Source organism: Paracoccus wurundjeri (assembly GCF_030678915.1).
Classification (GTDB): Bacteria; Pseudomonadota; Alphaproteobacteria; order Rhodobacterales; family Rhodobacteraceae; genus Paracoccus; species Paracoccus onubensis_A.
Genome location: NZ_JAUUTZ010000018.1, coordinates 60,044 through 81,283, shown reverse-complemented (window position 1 = coordinate 81,283; position 21,240 = coordinate 60,044). Strand labels below are relative to the sequence as shown.

Below are 21,240 nucleotides of genomic sequence, written 5' to 3'. Positions count from 1 at the left end.
TCAGACACAGTAGATATCGATAATTGCAGCGCCGTAATCGGCATAGGGGTCAATGCGGGGAATATTCTCGATCCGCTGGACCGAGCGGCTTTCCAGATTGCAAAGCGCCCGCGCAGCAGCCTGGCCGGCAGAGGCGGGTGCACGGGCGGGATGGTAAATCAGCCGCCAGCCATAATCCCGGCGGGCGACAGTTCGGACGGATTCCGGGGGCAGAGTGCTTGCCTCGTGCAGATTGGTTCTGGCCGGGATGCCGCCCGGAAGAATCAGCTCCTCCGATTTGCCGGCGCCACAAGCGGATAGCGCCAGTACCGTCGCGAATGACAGTGGCGCGATGGAACCGGAGCAGCTTCCAGCCCGCATTGCGGCGGAACTGATTGGCTGGGCATTTGCATCCTGTTCTTCCACGTCGTCCCCTCGCGCGGTACTTACGCCCCGTCCCCATACTTAAGTCGAGGGTCGGGACTGTCAATTCATCAACGCGTTAGCGTCCAATGGCCTTCAAAACCGCTTCGCCGAGTCCCGCAGGACTGTCGGCAACCACGACGCCGGCCTTCTTCATGGCTTCGATCTTGGATTCGGCATCGCCTTTGCCGCCCGAAACGATGGCGCCGGCATGGCCCATGCGGCGACCCGGAGGCGCAGTACGTCCGGCAATGAAACCGGCGACCGGCTTCCATTTGCCTTTCTTCTTCTGATCGGCCAGAAACTCGGCGGCTTCTTCCTCGGCAGAACCACCGATTTCGCCGATCATGATGATCGACTCGGTTTCGGGATCGTCAAGGAACATGGCCAGCACGTCGATATGCTCCAGCCCCTTGATCGGGTCACCGCCGATTCCCACGGCGCTTGACTGACCCAGACCGACATCAGAGGTTTGCTTGACGGCCTCATAGGTCAGGGTGCCGGAACGGGATACGACCCCGACCGAGCCCCGTTTGAAGATATTGCCGGGCATGATGCCGATCTTGCATTCATCGGGCGTCATGATGCCGGGGCAGTTCGGGCCGATCAGAAGGGAGTTACTGCCCTGAAGCGCGCGTTTGACGCGCAACATGTCCAGAACGGGAATGCCCTCGGTGATGGCGACGATCAGCGGCACTTCCGCGTCGATGGCCTCAAGGATCGAGTCGGCGGCAAAGGGCGGCGGCACATAGATCGCAGAGGCGGTCGCGCCGGTCTCCGCGACGGCTTCATGCACCGAATTGAAAACGGGCAGGTCCAGATGTTCGGTTCCGCCCTTGCCGGGGGTCACGCCGCCGACCATCCGGGTGCCATAGGCGATCGCCTGTTCGGTATGGAATGTCCCCTGCGAGCCGGTCAGGCCCTGGCAGATGACTTTGGTGTTCTTGTCTACGAGAATGGCCATGTTTGGCTCCTGCGATTCAAGGTTACTGTGAGATCGTGTTGGGTGTCATGGGGTCAGGTGGCGTATTTCGACACGCCGGTTTCTATCCCTTCACCGCCTTCACGATCTTTTCAGCTCCATCCTTCAGATCATCTGCAGAGGTGACATTCAGCCCGCTTTCGCTGATGATCTGCTTGCCCTTGTCGACATTCGTTCCCTCCAGCCGGACAACCAGCGGAACCTGCAATCCGACCTCTTTCACCGCAGCCACGATACCCTCGGCGATGATGTCGCAGCGCATGATGCCGCCAAAGATATTGACCAGAATGCCTTTGACATTGGGATCCGAGGTGATGATCTTGAAGGCTTCGGTCACCTTCTCCTTGGTTGCGCCGCCGCCGACATCAAGGAAATTCGCGGGTTCTGCCCCGTAAAGCTTGATGATATCCATTGTCGCCATGGCCAGTCCCGCGCCATTCACCATGCACCCTATCTCGCCATCAAGGGCGATATAGTTCAGGTCGAATTTCGAAGCGGCGAGTTCTTTGGGGTCTTCCTCTGTCTCGTCGCGCAGGGCCAGGATATCTGATTGGCGATACAGGGCATTATTGTCGAAGCCCATCTTGGCGTCGAGGCATTTCAGATTGCCGTCGGTCGTGACGATCAGCGGATTGATCTCAAGCATCTCCATGTCCTTTTCGATGAACATGCGATAGAGATTGCGGATCAATGCGACGCATTGCTTGACCTGCGCGCCCTTGAGGTCAAGGGCGAACGCCACGCGGCGGCCATGAAAGTCCGACAGCCCCGATGCGGGATCCACGCTGAAGCTGACGATTTTTTCCGGGGTCTTGGCCGCCACTTCCTCGATATCCATACCGCCTTCGGTCGAGGCAACGAAACTGATGCGCGAACTGCCGCGATCGACCAGCAAAGCAAGATATAGCTCGCGTTCGATATCAGAGCCATCTTCGATATAGATGCGGTTGACCTGCTTCCCCGACGGGCCGGTCTGATGGGTAATCAGGGTGCGGCCCAGCATCTGACGGGTCAGTTCTTCCGCTTCGGCCACCGATTTCGCAAGACGGACGCCGCCTTTTTCGCCGGCCTCGGCCTCTTTGAAGCTGCCTTTGCCGCGGCCACCCGCATGAATCTGCGCTTTCACGACCCAAAGGGGGCCATCCAGTTCACCTGCTGCGGATTTCGCTTCGTCCGCCTTCACGACGACGCGACCGTCACTGACCGGCGCACCGTATTGGCGCAGCAACGCCTTGGCCTGATATTCATGTATATTCATTGCGACCCCCTTGTCGGTTCAGCAGAGTTGCGGCAAGTCTTGACACAGCTTTCCTGCCGGATGAACCGTTTTTCTGGGAAAAATGGGTAAAACTGCATATATCATCGCTTTTGTGATCACCGGTTGAATGCGTGTGATCACAAATTTTGAAAATGCATCTTTTCAGCGGGCCCGCGGTTCGAGCCGTCGGGGCAATCAGTTGAAAAGAACCATGTACAGCCCGGCGCGCCCGCTGAACATTTCCGTGAAATCTTCCCAGGAGCCGCGATCCACCATCTCGCCCGGGCGCGTATAGGGCAGGGCGGCGCTGCCCTGAATCCAGGAAACCAGATCCACCGGTTTCGGATCGTCAATCCACTTTTGCAGATCGATCCCGTAACCGGGCGCGAACCGCCAGAACGGGATGAGCCTTTCACCCCGCAGCACCAACTCGGCATCGTCCAGCACCGCCAGCCATGCCTGACCGGCGCCCTTGGGAACGTCAAAGCCAAGCGCGGCCTGCTGATTGTCATTCGGGATCCATTCGCGGGAATTATCGGTCTCTTCGGCGGCCTTGGCCCAGAAATTCCGGTTGGCTTCAATCATCCGGACAAGATGTTGCTGCGCTTCCTCGATTTTTGCCTTTTCGGGCTGATTGCGCAGGGTGTGAATCACCACCGCGACCATGTCCACGATCGGGCCAAGCTCCATGGCGTCGGGTGACATGTACTCACCGGCCCCATCGCCCGAGGGCGTCGAGAATTGCTGATGCAATGCTTCGGCCAGTTCGATATTCTGTGCCAATGCCGGCTCGGGATCGAATGCCAGCAGCAGTGTGCATACAGCTTCGATCAGATGTGTGTAGGCACGCAGCCATTCGCTATCGGCCGCATCGAAGCGAACCTCGCCGTCGACACCCTCGGGCATAGGGATCATCACGAGTTCAAACAGACCTTCGGACGGGCCGCGATCGCCACTCCCGTCGACATCGAACCACAAATCCGGCAGGCGAAGGATAAGGGCACCCTCTGCCTCGGGCAGCACGTCGCGGGTCGAACGCATCGCGTTGACGATCTCATCCGCAATCCGGTTCAGGAAATCCGGCTGCATCGGCTCGGGCGACGGGTTCGGTGGCTCCAGCTCCGTGCCCAACACCGGAGCAGGAAAGATCGAAGATGTCGCCCCGATCCGCCAACGTTCCTGATAGGCTTTTTCGATCCCCGCCAGAAATCGCACCGCGGCAAGCGCCATGTTCCGATCCGCCGATACAGGCGCGGATTCAAGTTCCGCCATGGTGGCCGCCAAACCTTGTTCGGCGATCAGGCCGCTGGTCGTCGTATCATCCGCAAAGGCGGGCATGGCAGATAGTAATAATACGGCAAGGATGCGGCGCATGACATGATCTCGCAAATGAAAACGGCACGTCGATCGTGGCGTGCCGTTCCGAATTGCGCAAGGCCGCGCGTTATGCCAGTGAGTTGTCGATACCCTTACAGGCATCAACCAGACCTTTGACCGCGTCGACCGATTTGTCGAACATGGCCTGTTCGTCCTTGTCCAGCTTGATGTCGATGACCTTCTCGATGCCATTCGCACCGATCACAGTCGGCACGCCGACATAAAGCCCCCTGAGCCCGAATGCACCGTCCACATAGGCCGCGCAGGGCAGAACCCGCTTCTGATCCTTGAGATAGGCCTCGGCCATCTCGATGCCGCTGGTGGCGGGAGCATAAAAGGCGCTGCCGGTTTTCAAAAGGCCGACAATCTCGGCGCCGCCGTCACGGGTCCGCTGAATGATGGCGTCCAGTTTTTCCTGCGTGGTCCAGCCCATCTTGACCAGATCGGGCAGCGGGATGCCGGCAACGGTCGAGTAACGGGCAAGCGGAACCATCGTGTCGCCATGACCGCCCAGAACGAAAGCACTGACATCGCGCATCGAGACGCCGAATTCCAGCGACAGGAAGTGACGGAAACGCGCCGAGTCCAGAACGCCCGCCATACCGCAGACCTTATTATAAGGCAGGCCGCTGAATTGGCGCAGCGCCCAGACCATCGCGTCCAGCGGATTGGTGATGCAGATGACGAAAGCGTCAGGGGCATGGGCCTTGATTCCTTCGCCCACGGCTTTCATGACCTTGAGGTTGATACCCAGAAGATCGTCACGGCTCATGCCCGGCTTGCGCGGAACGCCCGCCGTCACGATGCAGACATCCGCACCGGCGATATCGGCATAGTCATTGGTGCCATTCAGATTGGCATCAAATCCTTCGGCGGGGCCGGATTCCGCGATGTCCAGCGCTTTGCCCTGGGGCGCCCCTTCGGCAATATCGAACAGGACGACATCGCCCAGTTCCTTCATGGCAGCCAGATGTGCCAATGTGCCGCCGATCTGTCCCGCACCGATAAGTGCGATTTTGGGTCGGGCCATGATTAACCTCCGAAATGGTGGGTGAATATTGCGGGGTGGTTAGAACCTCCCGAAGCGAATCGCAAGCCTTACACAGCGCGATGCGGCGATGCCTTGCCTTTCCCGGACGATAATATCGATATGTTGAGTTTTGGTTACGACAAGGAATTCGTGCCGGAATCCCGGCACGTCTTACAGCTGTTCCGGTGGGCGCCTATCGGGTAATGCCGCATTGCAGCGAAAAACTCCTTGCCATTTGTGATGCCTCGAGGCAGTTTCGCGCAAGAAAATTGCCCGGAGAATTTTATGGCTCGTGCTTACCGTTCCGTTCTTTACATGCCTGCGGCGAATCCCCGGGCAATGGAGAAAGCGCAGCAATTGCCCGCTGACGCGATCATCTTCGATCTTGAGGACGCGGTCGCGCCCGCCGCGAAAATCGCCGCCAGAGAACAACTGGTCGCCGCGCTTGAAGCGAATGATTACGGTCCGCGCCTGCTGATTTTGCGCATTAACGGTCTGGATACGGAATGGGGATCCGAGGATATGCGGCTTTGCGCCGGGCCGCTGGCGGGAAAGATCCATGCGGTGCTGATTCCCAAGGTCAACGGAACCGCAGATCTGGATCGGGTGGCAGAGATTATTCCGGACATGCCGCTTTGGGCGATGATGGAAACGCCTCTGGGCATGTTGAACGCCTCCGATATCGCGACGCATCCACGACTGGAAGGGATGGTCATGGGCACCAATGATCTGGCGAAGGAAACCGGCAGCCGCTTCCGCGCCGACCGCCTTCCGATGCAGGCAGGGCTGGGGCTTTGCCTGCTGGCGGCGAAGGCACATGGCCGGATTATTCTGGACGGTGTTTTCAATGCCATTCAGGATGAAGACGGTCTACGCTTCGAATGCGAGCAGGGCCGCGATATGGGCTTCGACGGCAAGACCCTGATCCATCCAGCCCAACTGGCCATCGCAAATGATTCATTTGCCCCGACAGCCGAGGAAATCGATCTCGCCCGCCGCCAGATCGAAGGATTCGAGCAGGCTTTGACCGAAGGCAAGGCCGTGGCCGTCGTTGATGGCAAGATCGTCGAGAACCTGCATGTCGAAACCGCCCGCAAGACGCTTGACCGCGCCGAGGCGATTGCAGCCATGGCGGGATGATGACAAAGTGAATGGGATTTACATCCAGCGAAAGGAAGCCAGATGCTGATCCTGATTCTTGGCGTAGCCCTGTTCTGGGGCGCACATCTGTTCCCACGCCTTGCCCCCGAACAACGAACCGCCATGGGCAAAAGGGGCAGGGGGCTGATCGCCGGCCTGCTATTTCTGTCGGTGATCCTGATGGTCTGGGGCTATAAGCTTTCGGACGGGCCCTATTGGTGGGGCCGCAGCGCGGCATTGGTGGGGATCAACAACCTGATGGTTCTGGTCGCCTTCTACCTGTTTGCCGCAGCGGGCATGAAAACACGCGTCACCGCATATATACGACACCCGCAACTCGTCGGATTCTCGCTTTGGGCGGCGGCGCATTTGCTGGTGAATGGTGATTTGCCGTCTTTCATCCTGTTCGGCGGGCTGCTGCTTTGGGCGCTTGCTGAAATTGCGGTCATCAACCGCGCCTCGGAATGGGTGCCCAATACCGGACCCTTTCCGGTTCGCAAGGAAATCATGGCCGTTGTCGGTGCAATCGTCGTGATGGCCGTCGTCGCGATCATTCACGGCTGGATTGGACCCCAGCCCTATGGAGGTTGATATGAGCAGGATCTACCGCTTGCTGACCGAAGACGATACGTCGGCTTTTTGCCACAAGGTCAGTGCGGCTTTGGCCGGGGGTTGGCAATTGCACGGCAGCCCTTCGATCTCTTTCGATGCAGGGCGGGGCGTGATGCGCTGCGCTCAGGCCGTCACCAAGGAAATCGAGGCCGAATATCACCCCGAAATGAAACTGGGACAGCAATGACAAAGACAAATCCGGGCCGTTTTTTTGAAGATTATCAGCTTGGTCAGGTGATCCGCCACGCCGTTCCGCGCACGGTCTCGGGCGGCGAACGGGCGCTGTATCATGCGCTTTATCCGGCGCGGCATGCGCTTGCCTCTTCGGATGAATTCGCACGGGCTTGCGGGCTTTCCGCTGCGCCGCTTGACGACCTGATCACCTTTCACATCGTTTTCGGCAAGACGGTCCCGGATATCAGTCTGAATGCCATCGCCAATCTGGGCTATGCAGAGGGGCGCTGGCTGCGGCCCGTCTGGCCAGGCGATACGATCCTCTCGGAATCCGAGGTGATCGGCCTGAAACAGAACTCGAACGGCAAATCCGGTGTGGTCTGGGTGCGCACACGCGGGCTGAACCAGTCGGGCGAGGCGGTGCTGGAATATGTCCGCTGGGTGATGGTGCGCAAACGCGACATTGCCGCACCGGCCCGAGAGACAGTGGTGCCAAAGCTTTCGAAAGCCGTCGAGCCTGCCGGTCTGGTCGTTCCGGATGGTTTGGATTTCACCAGATATGATTTTGATCTTGCCGGAGAAAATCACAGATATGCTGATTATGAAATCGGCGAGAAGATCGATCATGTCGACGGTGTGACCATCGAAGAGGCCGAGCATATGCTGGCCACACGCCTGTGGCAGAATACAGCCAAGGTCCATTTCGACGCGACCAATCGCGAGGACGGCAAAAGGCTGATCTATGGCGGCCATGTCATCAGCATGGCGCGCACGCTGAGTTTCAACGGGTTGGCGAATGCCCAGATGATGGTCGCGTTGAATGGCGGCGCTCATGCCAATCCCTGTTTCGCGGGGGATACGGTTCGTGCGTGGTCCGAGGTTCTGGACAAGTCCGAAACATCCGCACCGGGCGTCGGCGCGGTCCGGCTGCGGCTTGTGGCGACCAAGGGCGACAGTAGCGGTTTCGTCCTGAGAGGTGAGGACGGGAAGTATCTGCCCGAGGTGCTGCTGGATCTGGATTACTGGGTCTTGATGCCGCGCTGAGTCGCCGTCTTTGCTTCTATCCGATGAATATGCTGACAGAATAGCTTGGGAAGCGATGTTGTGATCACGCAGCGGCATTGTGTGATCACAAAGCGCAAATTCCGTTAAAATTAGGACCAAGGGCTGGCATATGCAGGTGACAGATGGCAAGAAAGAAGCCAGACACATTGCCAATTGCCAGCCCGAGCGGCCAGCCAAGCGCCTGCGACGGGACAAGTTCGAACCGACAGAGGAGGCCCGTATCATGGCCGATGTGAACCGAGGTAACAGGCCGCTATCTCCGCATCTTCAGGTCTACAAATTGCCGATCATGGCGGTGACCTCGATTTTGACGCGGGTGACCGGGCATGCATTGGTTGCCGGTATCCTGCTTCTGGTCTGGTGGCTGGTCGCCGCCATTAGCGGAGAAGGCGCCTTTGCGGTGGCGAACTGGGTCATGACCTCTTGGCTGGGCTTTCTGATCATGCTCGGGTCGGTCTGGGCGCTATGGTATCACACGCTCGCCGGAATCCGGCATTTGTTCTATGACGCGGGCCATCTGCTTGAACTGGACATGGCCCGGAAAGCGTCCTGGGCGATTGTCATCGGCTCGGGCGTGCTGACTCTGTTAACCCTGTTGATTTTCTTCATTTAAGGAGGGAGAGGATGCGTTACATCACCCCCCGCAAGGCCGCCATGGGGCTGGGATCGGCCCATTCCGGCACCTCTGATCATTGGGCCATGACAGTCAGTGCATGGGCGCTGCTTATCCTGACCCCGCTGTTCCTGATCACCGTCGGCTCGGCGCTTGGCCTGCCGCGCGACGAGGTGATCGCGCATTTCGGGCGTCCGTGGCCGGGTATTATCACGGCGCTGTTCGTCGTGGTGGGGATGGTCCATTTCATAAAAGGTACCCGGATCATGATTGACGATTATTTCCAGCATGCCGCGCGCAAGGCGGCGATCATCTTTTCCGTGATCTTCGGCTGGGCCGTTATCGCGGCGGCCATCTTTGCCCTTGCGAAGATGGCGCTTGTCTCGATCGGGAACTGAGGGAAATCATGACTGCATACGAAATTCAGACGCATGAATATGACGTGGTCGTGGTTGGCGCGGGCGGCGCCGGGTTGCGCGCGACGCTTGGCATGGCCGAACAGGGGCTGCGCACGGCCTGCGTGACCAAGGTCTTCCCGACCCGCTCGCATACGGTGGCCGCACAGGGTGGTATCGCCGCATCGCTGTCCAATATGGGGCCGGACAACTGGCAGTGGCATATGTATGACACGGTCAAGGGCAGTGACTGGCTGGGCGATACCGACGCGATGGAATATCTTGCGCGGGAAGCCCCGAAGGCGGTTTACGAACTCGACCATTACGGCGTGCCGTTCTCGCGCACCGAGGAAGGCAAGATCTATCAGCGTCCCTTTGGCGGCCACACGACCGAATTCGGTGAAGGTCCCCCGGTACAGCGCACCTGCGCCGCCGCCGACCGGACCGGCCACGCCATCCTGCACACGCTTTACGGCCAGTCGCTGAAGCATAATGCCGAGTTTTTCATCGAGTATTTCGCGCTTGATCTGATCATTACCGATGGCCATTGTACCGGCGTGATCTGCTGGCGGCTGGATGACGGAACCATCCATGTCTTCAATGCCAAGATGGTGGTGCTGGCGACGGGCGGTTATGGCCGCGCCTATTTCAGTGCGACATCCGCGCATACCTGCACCGGCGACGGTGGCGGAATGGTGGCACGGGCCGGGTTGCCCTTGCAGGACATGGAATTCGTACAGTTCCATCCGACCGGCATCTATGGCTCGGGCTGCCTGATCACCGAAGGCGCGCGGGGCGAAGGCGGTTACCTGACCAATAGCGAGGGTGAGCGCTTCATGGAGCGTTACGCGCCCACCTACAAGGATCTGGCATCGCGTGATGTCGTCAGCCGCTGCATGACGCTGGAGATTCGCGAGGGCCGAGGCGTCGGGGACCAAAAAGACCATATCTTCCTGAACCTGATGCATCTGCCGCCTGAAACCCTGGCCGAACGGCTACCCGGCATTAGCGAATCGGCAAAGATTTTCGCCGGCGTCGACCTGACCCGCGCACCGATCCCGGTTTTGCCGACGGTGCATTACAATATGGGTGGTGTCCCCACCAATTACTGGGGCGAGGTTCTGAACCCGACCGAATCCGATCCGGATGCGATCTTCCCCGGCCTGATGGCCGTGGGCGAAGCGGGATGCGCCTCGGTGCATGGCGCGAACCGGCTTGGTTCGAACTCGCTGATCGATCTGGTTGTGTTCGGCCGCGCCGCGGCGATCCGCGCCGGACAGGTGGTCGACCGGGAATCGGCAATTCCGGCAATGAATGACGAACAGGTGGGCAAGGCGCTTGACCGTTTTGACGCGATCCGCAACGCCTCTGGCGCGGTGCCGACCGCCGCGCTGCGCGATGAGATGCAGCGGACCATGCAGGCCGATGCGGCGGTGTTCCGTACCGATAAGACACTTGCCGAAGGCGTTGAAAAAATGACTGGAATCGCCGCCAAACTCGACGATCTGCATGTCACTGACCGGGGCCTGATCTGGAACACGGATCTGATGGAAACGCTTGAACTGACCAATCTGATGCCGAATGCGCTTGCCACGATCCACGGGGCCGAGGCGCGCAAAGAAAGCCGTGGCGCCCATGCACATGAGGATTATCCCGAGCGGGATGACGCCAATTGGCGCAAGCATTCTCTTGCATGGGTCGATGGAAACAAGGTTAAACTAGCATATCGCCCCGTCCATCTGGAGCCTTTGACCAAGGAAGAGGAAGGCGGGATCAACCTGAAAAAGATTGCTCCAAAGAAAAGGGTTTACTGATGCGTTTCATGTCTTTTACCGGAATTGGTGTTGCTGCGCTTGTCCTTGCTGGCTGTGCGGTGACGACTCCGATGCCTGGAACCACTCCGACGTCCCCCGCAACTCCGGCGACGCCCACCACGCTTGACGCCGCCTCGCGGCAGATTGCGCGCAACGTCATCAATTCCGAGATGGAAAAACGCCTGCCCGGCGCAAATGTAGCACCCTATACCGATTGCGTCGTCAATAACGCGACCACCGCTGAATTGATCGATATTGCACAGGCGTCGCGTGCCGGGGCCGGTGGAACGGCAAACAGCGTTGCGTCGATCGTATCGCGTCCCGAGACCACGCAATGTATCTCGAGCGCGGCGCAAACGGCCTGATGATACCGGGGCGACACGCATGCGGATTGATGCTCCTGCTTGCGGCAGGGCTGTCCGCATGCGGCCCCGTTCCTGTCGAACAGGCAGAGAGAAGCTGCATGCGTTCCGCCGAACTCGCCAGCCGGCCACGCGGTGAAGTCGCTATTGGCGCCATCGGCGGCGGGGGCGGGGGAACCCGTGCCCTTGGCCGTGTCGAACTGGAGGTTTCGTCGGATTATATAATGGGCCGTGACCCTTCGGATGTGTTCAACCGTTGTGTATCGCGCAAATCCGGCCAACTTCCGACACGATCACTGGCCGATCAGCCGGGCTGGCGCGGATAGGAAATATGGCAAAACTACGGAAAGCGACAGGGCCAGCAGGCAAGCGCCGTCTGATCGTGCATTGCGGCGTTCAGAAAACCGGCAGCACGTCGATTCAGCGGTATCTGATGCAGAATGCGGATTTACTCGCCGGTGATCTGATCGTGCGCACTCCTGCCGAAGGATCACCGATGCGGCCGCTGGGCCGTGCGGCTATTGATTTCAGCTTTCATCCCGATTCAAGTGACTCCAGGCAGACATTGAAGGTTGCGCTGGATGATGTGCTTGAAACATTGCCCGCGGATTCCCGGCCGGTCTTGCTCAGCCATGAAAATCTTGCGGGCGCGATGCCTGGAAATGGCGGTGAAACACGGCTTTTCCCCGCCTTGCCCCTGATACTCGCCATCGTCAAGCAGCATGCCACGGAATTCAACGTCGATTTCGTTTACTATACGCGCCGCATGTCAACCTGGCGGCCAAGCGTCTGGGCGCAGGCAGTGCGGACCGATGGCTATACCCGGACCGAAAAGGATTTCATGGCCGAAACCTCTGATCTGCCCGGATGGAAGGATCTGTCGGACAGGCTGACTGCATCGGTTGGCGCCGATTGCGTGACCCGCTTCAGGCTGGAGGATGAAACCGATCCCCTTCGTCCGGGCCTGCAATTGCTTCGTCATGCGGGCCTGAGCGATGACAGCTTGAATGCATTGCAAGCTTTACATGCCCCCTCCATGTCACGCCTGAATGGATCGGCGACTGAATTCATACGGCATATCAATGCGCTGAATATAAATCCTCATGCTCGACGGAAGGTGATCAACCTGATCGTGAACGAGCAGAATCTGTTCAATTCTGACCACCGGTCCGAAGGCACTCTTTGAAAGGAGCAACCCATGGTCCAGTTCACCCTGCCCAAGAACAGCCAGATCCGCGTTGGCAAGACCTGGCCCCGCCCGGAAGGCGCGACGAATGTGAAGAAGTTCCAGATTTACCGCTGGGATCCCGACACGGGGGAGAATCCGCGGCTGGATACCTATTTCGTCGATCTGGACAAATGCGGGCCGATGGTGCTGGACGCTCTGATCAAGATCAAGAACGAGATCGATCCGACCCTGTCTTTCCGGCGCTCTTGCCGGGAGGGGATTTGCGGTTCATGCGCGATGACGATCGGCGGTGGCAATCATCTTGCCTGCATTTATGGCATCGATGAAATCAGGGGCGATATAGCGATCTATCCGATGCCGCATATGCCGGTGGTCAAGGATCTGATTCCCGATCTCACGCATTTCTATGCGCAGCACGCCAGTGTGAATCCCTATCTGATCACCAAATCGCCCACGCCGGGGAAGGAATGGAAACAATCCATCGAAGATCGCAAGAAGCTGGACGGGTTGTATGAGTGCATCCTGTGCGCTTCATGCTCGACCGCATGTCCGAGCTACTGGTGGAATGGCGATCGCTATCTGGGACCCGCCGCCTTGCTGCATGCCTATCGCTGGATCATCGATTCCCGTGACGAGGCAACGGGCGAACGGCTGGATGAGCTTGAGGATCCGTTCAAGCTGTATCGCTGCCACACGATCATGAACTGCACGAATACCTGCCCCAAGGGGCTGAATCCGGCCAAAGCCATCGCGTCGATCAAGCATATGATGGTCGATCGGATGATCTGAATGGGGGTTCCCAACGCTTTGTTCGGGAATAACCGGGGATGAGAATCCGCTAACCGGCCCAGTTGATGGGCCGGTTTCCCTGTTTGATCAGCCAGTCATTTATGCGGCTGAAGGGATGGCTGCCGAAGAAACCGCGGCGGGCAGAAAGCGGCGAGGGATGTGCCGTGGAGATAGTCAAATCCTGATCCCGGGGCAGATCGCCGACTGCTTTTTGTGCGTGCCCTCCCCATAACAGGAACGCAAGCGCGGCATGGCCTTGCGCCTCGATAATAGCCTGTCGCGCCAGTTTCTGCCAACCCCACCGGGAATGGGCGCCCGCCGATCCGGCAGGGACCGACAGCGAGGTGTTCAACAGCAGAACACCCTGCCGCGCCCAATGCGTCAGATCACCGTTCGCGGGCATGCCGCCGATATCGTCCTGCATTTCAGCAAAGATATTCCGCAAGGAGCGGGGCAGGGAGATATCCGGCGCAACCGAAAAAGCAAACCCGTTGGCATGGCCTGGGGTGGGATAGGGGTCTTGCCCAAGGATCACCACCCGCACCTGTTCAGGGCGCAGGGCTTCCAACGCCGCGAATAGAAGCTCTGGCCCCGGCAGCCAGTCATCCATATGCGCAAGCCGGTCACGAATGACCGGCCATTCCTGCGTGAAAAAGGGCAGGTGGGCCCAGGCGGAAGGAGGTTTCACGCTTCGGGCGGGCCGGTGATTTCGGCCAGACGGGTCAATCGCGCTTTCGCCGCGCCGCTGTCAATGGACTGGGCGGCAAGCGATACCCCCTCGGCCAGATCATGCGCCTTGCCTACGATGAGCAGCGCCGCAGCGGCATTCAGCAGCACCGCGTCACGATAGGCGCTTGCCTCGCCATTCAGCAGTGCGCGGAAGGCGGCTGCGTTATCGGCAGGCTCTCCGCCAAGGATCTTTTCGAACGGATGGCGTGGAAGGCCGGCATCGTCGGGCGTGATGGTGAACTCGGTGACTTCACCGTTTTTCAATTGTGCGACATGGGTTTCGCCGGCGATACTGATTTCGTCGGTGCCGTCGCTGCCATGCACCAGCCAGGCCATATCCGAACCAAGGTCACGAAGCACCTCGGCCATTGGGCGCAGCCATTCGGTGCTGAACGCGCCGGTCAACTGATAGCGGACAGATGCCGGATTGGTCAGCGGTCCCAGCAGGTTGAATATTGTTCGCGTGCCCAGTTCCGCGCGCGGCGGCCCCACATGCCGCATCGCAGGATGATGCATGGTCGCCATCATGAAACAGATCCCCGCCTGATCCAGTGCACGTTGTGCGGTGACCGGGCCGCCCATGACATTGATCCCCATATGGGTCAGGGCATCCGCTGCGCCGGATTTCGAGGACAGGTTGCGATTGCCATGTTTGGCGACCGGCACGTCCGCGCCCGCGACGACGAAAGCGGTCGCGGTCGAGATGTTCAGCGTGCCCTTGCCGTCGCCGCCGGTGCCCACGATGTCGATTGCTCCTTGTGGCGCATTGACCCGGTTCATCCGCGCACGCATGGCGCGCGATGCCGCAGCGATTTCCTCGACGGTTTCGCCCCGGACCCGCAGCGCCATCAGCAGCCCGCCGATCTGGGCCGGGGTGGCGTCGCCGTCGAACAATGCGGAAAAGGCAGCCTCGGCTTCGGGGCCGGTCAGGGGACGCGTGGCAGCGATGCCGATCAAAGGGCGGATATCGGTCATGCGGCTTTTTTTCCGGGACGGCAGCGGGCTAGGAAGTTCCGGATCATTTCATGGCCATGTTCCGAGGCGATCGATTCCGGGTGGAACTGCACGCCTTCAATGGGCAAATCCTCGTGAACCAGTCCCATGATCGTTCCGTCATCCGAGGTTGCGGTGACGCGCAGGCAATTGGGCAGGCTGCCGGGCTCTACCGTCAGTGAGTGATAGCGGGTCGCTTTCAGCGGCGAGGGAAGATCGCGGAAAACGCCGGTACCGTCATGGCTGATATCGTCCACCTTGCCATGCAGGATACGGTTCGCGCGCACGACCTTGCCTCCGAATGCTTCGCCGATGGCCTGATGGCCAAGACAGACGCCGAAAAGCGGTATTTGCCGTTCGGCCGCGGCGCGGATCAGATCAATGCAGATTCCCGCCTGAGCCGGATCGCACGGCCCGGGAGAGATCACGATACCGTCAGGGTTCATCGCCAAAGCCTGTGGCACGTCAAGCGCGTCATTGCGCCGGACCGTGACCTCAGCACCGGATTCGCCCAGATAATGCACGAGGTTCCAGGTGAAGCTGTCGTAATTGTCGATCAGAAGGATCATTGTCTTGCCTTGGCTTCGGAGCGGTTTCCCCCCGCATCGGGGTCCGTTATAGATGTGCCGATATGCGTCGGAGGGTCAAGCCCGGCAGGAGGATGAAAAGGCGAATGGCAGGCGGATTCTGGAAAGGTTTGCTGCATGGTGCGGCCGTCAGCGTGGTCGGGCTGGGGGCTTTGTCCCTGCTGCCCCCTGTGCCTCATAAGGACAAAGCGCCGGAATCTGACGCGGGCAGGGGTGCTGGACTATCCGAATCGGCTCCGAGTCCTGCCCGGCAGAACCCGGAAGCGGAAATCGAGGCGGTGGCGCCCGATGACGAAACCGGTGAAGCAAGCGAAACTGCTGAACAACCGGATTCCGTTCCCGTAGATCAGGCAGATACCCCTGACGAAGGCGATGACGGCGGCGCGCCCCGGGCGGCAACGGTGGAGTTGCCTTCCGGTTCGGAATTCGGGCGCGGCAGTGATGCGGCGCCACAACCGCCTGCGGCTCTGCCGCCACATGCGGCCCGGGATCGTCCGTCGCCACTTGCGGCCACGGCACCTGCTGACGAACCTGCAACGGCCCGCGAACTGCCCGCCGATTTGCAACCCGATGCGGGGATACCGGCGCAATCTGAATTGCCTGAACCCGAAGCCGCGCCGGAATTCGGTTTACCGGAAGCGCAGCCCGCCCCATCCGGAGGAGAGGCACCGGGCCTAGCCGGGCTGGAGGCACCGGACAGCTTGCCCGAAACCGCGCCGCCGCAATTGGAAGAACCGCAGATCGAAGAACAGGATGGGCCTGCCGATCAGGATCAGTCTTCCGATATAGCCGGGCAGGATGCGGGGCAGGAAAATGCGATGCCTGCTCTGCCCGCGCCATCGCTGGATCTGTCGACGCCGCCGGACCTGTCGGAGCTTCGCGCTTTGGAACGGGATTAGGATGAAACCGATCAATCCGCATCTCCTCGCGACATTCGCACCACCCGTGATGCAGGCACGTCGCTGGCTGACGGGCATTACCTTTCCTTCGGATCGTCCATTGATCAATGTCAGTCAGGCAGCCCCGGTGGAGCCTCCGCCCAAGGGTCTGCGCGAGGCAATTGCCGATGCCGCATTGAATGAGACGACTGCGCATCTTTACGGACCGGTCATGGGCAATCCCGAATTGCGGGATGCGGTAGCGATGGAATTTTCACGCAGTTACGGCGGCGCGGTCACAGCCGATCAGGTGGCGATTACGCAGGGCTGCAATCAGGCATTCTGCGCCGCGATCAGTTCGCTGGCGCGAGCCGGGGACGAGGTGATCCTGCCGGTGCCGTGGTACTTCAACCACAAGATGTGGCTGGACATGCAGGGAATCGCAGTGCGCCCGTTATCTTGCGGGCCGGATATGCTGCCCGATCCCGCTGCTGCGGAAAGGCTGATCGGCCCGAACTGCCGGGCCATCGTGCTGGTGACGCCGAATAATCCATCGGGCGCGGAATATCCGGCTGCGCTGGTCGGGAGATTTTACGAACTTGCGAAACGGCACGGACTGGCCCTGATTCTGGACGAAACCTATCGCGATTTCGACAGCCGCAGCGGCGCGCCTCATGATCTGCTGACCCGGTCCGGATGGGACGAGACGGTGATCCAGCTCTATTCTTTTTCCAAGGCTTATCGACTGACGGGGCATCGTGTGGGCGCCGTGATCACCTCGGCGGAACGCTTGGGCGAGATCGAGAAGTTTCTGGATACGGTGGCAATCTCGGCCTCGCAGCTTGGCCAGATCGGCGCATTATGGGGAATGCGAAATCTTGGAGATTGGCTGGCGCAGGAGCGGATCGAGATCCTTGATCGCAGAAATGCGACGAAGCAGGCGATCCTTGGCCTGCAGGGCTGGAAGTTGAAATCAGCGGGGGCGTATTTTGCCTGGGTCGAACATCCCTATGCGGAATCTTCCGCTGATCTGGCGCCGCGCATGGTGGCCGAACTTGGCGTTCTGGCGCTGCCGGGAACGATGTTCATGCCGGAATCGGACCCCTATGGCGCACGGCATTTTCGTCTTGCCTTTGCCAATATCGACAGCGCCGGAATAGCCGAGCTTGCAGCAAGGCTTGAAAACTTCACCCCCTGAAGGCTTGTGGCCGGGGCATGCGCGTCATAAAGACGGCATGATACGATCTACAGGGAAAGCTGCCGTATGACGAACCTGCGCGCCAAGGGAAAATCGACCATCGTCTGGATTCTGATGGGCCTTCTGATTCTCGGATTGGGTGGTTTCGGCGTCACAAGCTTTACCAGCGGCTCAAGCGATATCGGCTCGGTCGGGAAAACCAAGGTCGATGGGGAAGACTATGGCCGCGCGATGCGTTCGGAACTGAACAACTATTCGCAGCAGGCCGGAGAGCGGTTGACGATGGAGCAGGCTCAGGCGATGGGTCTGCAGCAATCCATCCAGTCGCAACTATTCACCGCCGCCGCGTTACAGGAAGAGGCGCGCCGCATCGGCGTTTCGGTCGGGGATCAGCGTGTCGTGCAAAGCATCAGCGATGCTCCTGCCTTTCAGGGACCGAATGGCAGTTTCGACCGCACCGCCTATTCACAGATCCTTGCCCGCGAAGGTTTAACCGAATCCGAGTTCGAACAGAGAATCCGCGAGGACGAGGCGCGAATGCTGCTGCACCGTGCCGTCAGCGGTGGTGTTGCCTCACCCGCCACCATGGTCGAGCAGACCGTGGAATGGCTTTTGCAGACGCGCGATATCAGTTGGTACGAAGTCACCGAGGCGGAACTGACCACGCCTGTTTCCGAACCGGATGAAGAGACCCTGAAAGCATGGCATAGTGCAAATGCCGAACGGTTTACCGCGCCGGAAAAGCGCAAGCTCAGCTATATCTGGTTGACGCCGGAAATGCTGGTTGATGAGGTCGATCTGGACGAACAGGCGCTGCGTGACGCTTATGAGGAACGGATTAATCAATATCGCCAGCCCGAGCGCAGGATGGTTGGACGACTTGTTTTCCCCTCGGCGGAAGATGCGCAATCCGCCAAGGACAGGCTGGATGCCGGCGAATTATCCTTTGACGATCTGGTGGCGGAACGTGGCCTGACACTGGAGGATATCGATCTGGGTGAAGTGACCCGAAGCGATATGGGGCAGGCGGGTGATGCGGTTTTTGCAATGGAGCAACCCGGTGTGATCGGCCCGCTTCAGACGGATCTGGGGGCAGCGCTGTTTTCGATGAACGGAATTTTGGAAGCGGTCGATGTTTCCTTCGAAGAGGCGAAAGAGGAACTGGGCAGCGAAGCGGCTGTGGATCGTGCCGCACGCATGATCGAGAGCCAGATGAGTGAATACGAGGATATGCTTGCCAGCGGCGCAACATTGGAAGATGTCGCCGAGGAAACGCCGATGGAGTTCGGAACGCTGGATTGGTCCTCTGACATGGAACCGGAAGAGCAAAGCATCGCCGGCTATAATTCTTTCCGGGATATCGCCGAAGAAATCGGCGAGGACGAATTTCCTGCGATTGAACGGCTGGAGGATGGCGGCATCTTCGCGTTGCGGCTCGATGAGATTACACCGCCGACATTGATCCCATTCGAGGAAATCCGTGACCGGGTCGCCGAGGACTGGCGGCGCGAGGAACTCAAGCGTTTGTTGCTGGCGCGGGCGGAGGAGGTTCGTCTTGGGGCCGTCGCACTGGACAATATCGTTGATCGGAATGCGGAAAATGGGGATGATGTTCCTGCGGCCGAAACCCCTGCGGATGAGCCCGCATCACCAGAGCAAGCCGAACCGGCGGTCGAGCCGGTAGGCACGCCTTTGGATTGGACGACACAAACCGGGCTGACACGTGACGGCTGGATCGAGGGATTGCCGCATGAGATCGTTTCCCAGGCATTCACCATTGCCAAGCCCGGCGATATCGAGATCGCTGATGCCGGCGGCCGGGTGTTCCTGTTCCGGCTGGACGAGATAGGTGCAGCAGATCAGAAAAGCGAGGAGGCGACGCGCATCGCGGAATCGGTAAAACAGCGTATTTCCCAATCGCTGCAGAACGATATTTTCAGCTATTATACCCAGGCTGTGCAAAAAAATGCCGGAATCAGCGTGAATCAAGCAGCGATCGATGCCATCAACGCGCAGGTTCAGTGATGGATATGACGCCCGGTTTTGCGGAGTTTGAAGCTGGCTGGGCCGAAGGGCGTAACCAGCTTGTCACGATTCGCCTCGCGGCAGATCTGGATACCCCGGTCAGCCTGATGCTGAAACTCGCGGAAGCCGCACCAATGAGCTTCATGCTTGAATCCGTGACCGGAGGCGAGGTTCGCGGGCGTTACTCGATCATCGGCATGAAACCGGATCTGATTTGGGAATGCCGCGACGGTCAGGCACGGATCAATCGGCAGGCACGTTTCTCGGATGAATATCTGCCTGATGACCGGCCCGCGCTGGACAGTCTGCGCGCCCTGATCGCGGAAAGCCGGCTGGAGCATATGCCCGACGGGGTACCGGCAGCAGCGGCGGGGCTGTTTGGCTATCTTGGTTACGACATGATCCGGCTGGTCGAGCATCTGCCAGATGTGAATCCCGATCCGCTGGATTTGCCCGATGCAATGCTGATGCGCCCCTCGATCGTGGCCGTTCTGGATGGGGTCAAGGGCGAGGTTACGCTTTGCGCCCCGGCCTGGCATGTCCCCGGTGAAAATGCGCGCGCCGCTTATGCCCGTGCCGCCGAGCGGGTGATGGATGCGTTGCGTGCGCTTGACCGCCAACCTTCCGAGCCGCGCGCTTTGGGCCATGACGCGGAGATTGGCGAGCCGGTTTCCAATTTTGCCAAACCCGATTATCTGGCGGCGGTAGAGCGGGCGCGGGAATATATCCGCGCGGGCGATATCTTTCAGGTCGTTCCGTCGCAGCGCTGGCGGATGGATTTTCCCTTGCCGCCTTTTGCCCTGTATCGCAGCCTGCGGCGTACCAATCCGTCCCCCTTCATGTTCTTTCTGAACATGGGCGGTTTCCAGATCATCGGGGCGAGTCCGGAAATCCTTGTCCGTCTGCGCGACGGTGAGGTCACGATCCGCCCGATCGCCGGAACCCGTCCGCGCGGAGCGGATGAAACCGAAGATCGTGCGCTTGAAGCCGATTTGCTTAGTGATCAGAAGGAATTGGCGGAACATCTGATGCTGCTGGATCTGGGGCGTAACGATGTCGGGCGGGTGGCCAGAACGGGAACGGTGCGCCCGACAGAGCAATTCGTGATCGAACGCTACAGCCATGTGATGCATATCGTCTCGAATGTCGTGGGTGAATTGCGTGACGGCGAGGATGCTCTGTCCGCCCTGTTAGCGGGGCTGCCGGCGGGGACCGTATCAGGAGCGCCCAAGGTTCGCGCGATGGAGATCATCGATGAGCTGGAGCCCGAGAAACGGGGCGTCTATGGCGGTTCGGTCGGTTATTTCGCGGGGAATGGCGAGATGGATATGTGCATTGCGCTGCGGACTGGCCTGGTCAAAGACGGTGCATTGTATATTCAGGCAGGCGGTGGTGTCGTTTACGATAGCGACCCCGAAGCCGAATTCCAGGAAACCGTCAATAAAAGCAAAGCCCTGCAACGTGCAGCCGAAGGTGCGGCCCGTTTCGTTCGGGGGAATGGCTGAACCGTCGGGCAAGGGCGGTTAATTTATGGGTTGCCTGATCTGGCAGGCGAGAAATTACAGATAAATATCTATAATTTATATGCAAAAGGCGGCCCAGGTGGGCCGCCTTCCGTCTGCTTTACA

General features: G+C 59.5%; 23 protein-coding genes. 15 read left to right on the top strand and 8 right to left on the bottom strand.

All coding sequences use genetic code 11. The features are described 5' to 3' along the window. The 5 genes from Q0601_RS16960 to mdh all read right to left on the bottom strand — a co-directional run bounded on the left by Q0601_RS16960 (window position 1) and on the right by mdh (window position 5,049). A complete protein-coding gene (locus tag Q0601_RS16960) occupies window positions 1–405 on the bottom strand; it encodes a hypothetical protein (RefSeq protein ID WP_305291060.1) in 405 nt (134 codons plus the stop codon). A gap of 76 nt (window positions 406–481) precedes the next feature. Beyond that, complete coding sequence (sucD, locus tag Q0601_RS16955; RefSeq protein WP_305291058.1) at window positions 482–1,366, bottom strand: succinate--CoA ligase subunit alpha; 885 nt, start codon at window positions 1,364–1,366, stop codon at window positions 482–484. Between the two features lie 82 nt (window positions 1,367–1,448). Next, window positions 1,449–2,642: an ADP-forming succinate--CoA ligase subunit beta gene (gene sucC / locus Q0601_RS16950; RefSeq protein ID WP_305291057.1), complete on the bottom strand. Its 1,194-nt coding sequence runs from the start codon at window positions 2,640–2,642 to the stop codon at window positions 1,449–1,451. 195 nt (window positions 2,643–2,837) lie between these two features. After that, window positions 2,838–4,016: a hypothetical protein gene (locus tag Q0601_RS16945; protein WP_305291056.1), complete on the bottom strand. Its 1,179-nt coding sequence runs from the start codon at window positions 4,014–4,016 to the stop codon at window positions 2,838–2,840. Between the two features lie 70 nt (window positions 4,017–4,086). Further along, a complete protein-coding gene (mdh, locus tag Q0601_RS16940) occupies window positions 4,087–5,049 on the bottom strand; it encodes a malate dehydrogenase (protein ID WP_305291055.1) in 963 nt (320 codons plus the stop codon). Between the two features lie 285 nt (window positions 5,050–5,334). Here mdh and Q0601_RS16935 point away from each other — a divergent pair, with 285 nt between their 5' ends. The 11 genes from Q0601_RS16935 (at window position 5,335) to Q0601_RS16885 (ending at window position 13,202) form a co-directional block, all read left to right on the top strand. Continuing rightward, window positions 5,335–6,189, top strand: a complete 855-nt coding sequence (locus Q0601_RS16935; RefSeq protein WP_305291054.1) for an HpcH/HpaI aldolase/citrate lyase family protein — start codon at window positions 5,335–5,337, stop codon at window positions 6,187–6,189. Between the two features lie 42 nt (window positions 6,190–6,231). Continuing rightward, window positions 6,232–6,780: an NnrU family protein gene (locus tag Q0601_RS16930; protein ID WP_305291053.1), complete on the top strand. Its 549-nt coding sequence runs from the start codon at window positions 6,232–6,234 to the stop codon at window positions 6,778–6,780. Window position 6,781: 1 nt separating this feature from the next. Beyond that, the gene (locus Q0601_RS16925) at window positions 6,782–6,988 is read left to right on the top strand and encodes a DUF1737 domain-containing protein (RefSeq protein WP_305291052.1); all 207 of its coding nucleotides are present in this window, start codon (window positions 6,782–6,784) and stop codon (window positions 6,986–6,988) included. Next, window positions 6,985–8,019, top strand: coding sequence for a MaoC family dehydratase (locus tag Q0601_RS16920; protein ID WP_305291051.1), 1,035 nt, complete (start codon window positions 6,985–6,987; stop codon window positions 8,017–8,019). Before Q0601_RS16925 ends, Q0601_RS16920 begins: the two co-directional genes overlap by 4 nt. Before the next feature lie 244 nt (window positions 8,020–8,263). Further along, a complete protein-coding gene (sdhC, locus tag Q0601_RS16915) occupies window positions 8,264–8,653 on the top strand; it encodes a succinate dehydrogenase, cytochrome b556 subunit (RefSeq protein ID WP_305291083.1) in 390 nt (129 codons plus the stop codon). 11 nt (window positions 8,654–8,664) lie between these two features. Beyond that, window positions 8,665–9,051, top strand: coding sequence for a succinate dehydrogenase, hydrophobic membrane anchor protein (locus tag Q0601_RS16910; protein WP_305291050.1), 387 nt, complete (start codon window positions 8,665–8,667; stop codon window positions 9,049–9,051). A gap of 8 nt (window positions 9,052–9,059) precedes the next feature. Further along, window positions 9,060–10,862 (top strand): succinate dehydrogenase flavoprotein subunit, encoded by a 1,803-nt coding sequence (gene sdhA / locus Q0601_RS16905; RefSeq protein ID WP_305291049.1) that lies wholly within the window; start codon window positions 9,060–9,062, stop codon window positions 10,860–10,862. Beyond that, window positions 10,862–11,227, top strand: coding sequence for a hypothetical protein (locus Q0601_RS16900; RefSeq protein ID WP_305291048.1), 366 nt, complete (start codon window positions 10,862–10,864; stop codon window positions 11,225–11,227). Before sdhA ends, Q0601_RS16900 begins: the two co-directional genes overlap by 1 nt. A gap of 98 nt (window positions 11,228–11,325) precedes the next feature. Then, on the top strand, window positions 11,326–11,550 hold the full coding sequence (locus tag Q0601_RS16895; RefSeq protein WP_232845029.1) for a hypothetical protein: 225 nt from the start codon (window positions 11,326–11,328) through the stop codon (window positions 11,548–11,550). Window positions 11,551–11,555: 5 nt separating this feature from the next. Beyond that, complete coding sequence (locus tag Q0601_RS16890; RefSeq protein ID WP_305291047.1) at window positions 11,556–12,410, top strand: hypothetical protein; 855 nt, start codon at window positions 11,556–11,558, stop codon at window positions 12,408–12,410. 12 nt (window positions 12,411–12,422) lie between these two features. After that, complete coding sequence (locus Q0601_RS16885; protein ID WP_305291046.1) at window positions 12,423–13,202, top strand: succinate dehydrogenase iron-sulfur subunit; 780 nt, start codon at window positions 12,423–12,425, stop codon at window positions 13,200–13,202. 49 nt (window positions 13,203–13,251) lie between these two features. Here Q0601_RS16885 and Q0601_RS16880 read toward each other — a convergent pair whose 3' ends face one another. Genes Q0601_RS16880 through Q0601_RS16870 form a run of 3 tightly spaced genes read right to left on the bottom strand, consistent with a single transcriptional unit; the run spans window position 13,252 to window position 15,493 of the window. Beyond that, window positions 13,252–13,890, bottom strand: coding sequence for a uracil-DNA glycosylase (locus Q0601_RS16880; protein WP_305291045.1), 639 nt, complete (start codon window positions 13,888–13,890; stop codon window positions 13,252–13,254). Further along, complete coding sequence (gene trpD / locus Q0601_RS16875; protein WP_305291044.1) at window positions 13,887–14,906, bottom strand: anthranilate phosphoribosyltransferase; 1,020 nt, start codon at window positions 14,904–14,906, stop codon at window positions 13,887–13,889. Before trpD ends, Q0601_RS16880 begins: the two co-directional genes overlap by 4 nt. Further along, complete coding sequence (locus Q0601_RS16870; protein WP_305291043.1) at window positions 14,903–15,493, bottom strand: anthranilate synthase component II; 591 nt, start codon at window positions 15,491–15,493, stop codon at window positions 14,903–14,905. The genes trpD and Q0601_RS16870 overlap by 4 nt, the downstream gene beginning before the upstream one ends. A 104-nt stretch (window positions 15,494–15,597) precedes the next feature. Here Q0601_RS16870 and Q0601_RS16865 point away from each other — a divergent pair, with 104 nt between their 5' ends. The 4 genes from Q0601_RS16865 (at window position 15,598) to trpE (ending at window position 21,117) form a co-directional block, all read left to right on the top strand. Continuing rightward, a complete protein-coding gene (locus tag Q0601_RS16865; RefSeq protein ID WP_305291042.1) occupies window positions 15,598–16,410 on the top strand; it encodes a hypothetical protein in 813 nt (270 codons plus the stop codon). A gap of 1 nt (window position 16,411) precedes the next feature. After that, the gene (locus Q0601_RS16860) at window positions 16,412–17,587 is read left to right on the top strand and encodes an aminotransferase (protein WP_305291041.1); all 1,176 of its coding nucleotides are present in this window, start codon (window positions 16,412–16,414) and stop codon (window positions 17,585–17,587) included. A 66-nt stretch (window positions 17,588–17,653) separates the two neighbouring features. Continuing rightward, complete coding sequence (locus tag Q0601_RS16855; protein ID WP_305291040.1) at window positions 17,654–19,612, top strand: peptidylprolyl isomerase; 1,959 nt, start codon at window positions 17,654–17,656, stop codon at window positions 19,610–19,612. Beyond that, entirely contained in the window at window positions 19,612–21,117 is a 1,506-nt protein-coding gene (trpE, locus tag Q0601_RS16850; RefSeq protein ID WP_305291039.1) for an anthranilate synthase component I, read from the top strand. The genes Q0601_RS16855 and trpE overlap by 1 nt, the downstream gene beginning before the upstream one ends. Window positions 21,118–21,240: the final 123 nt, after the last annotated feature.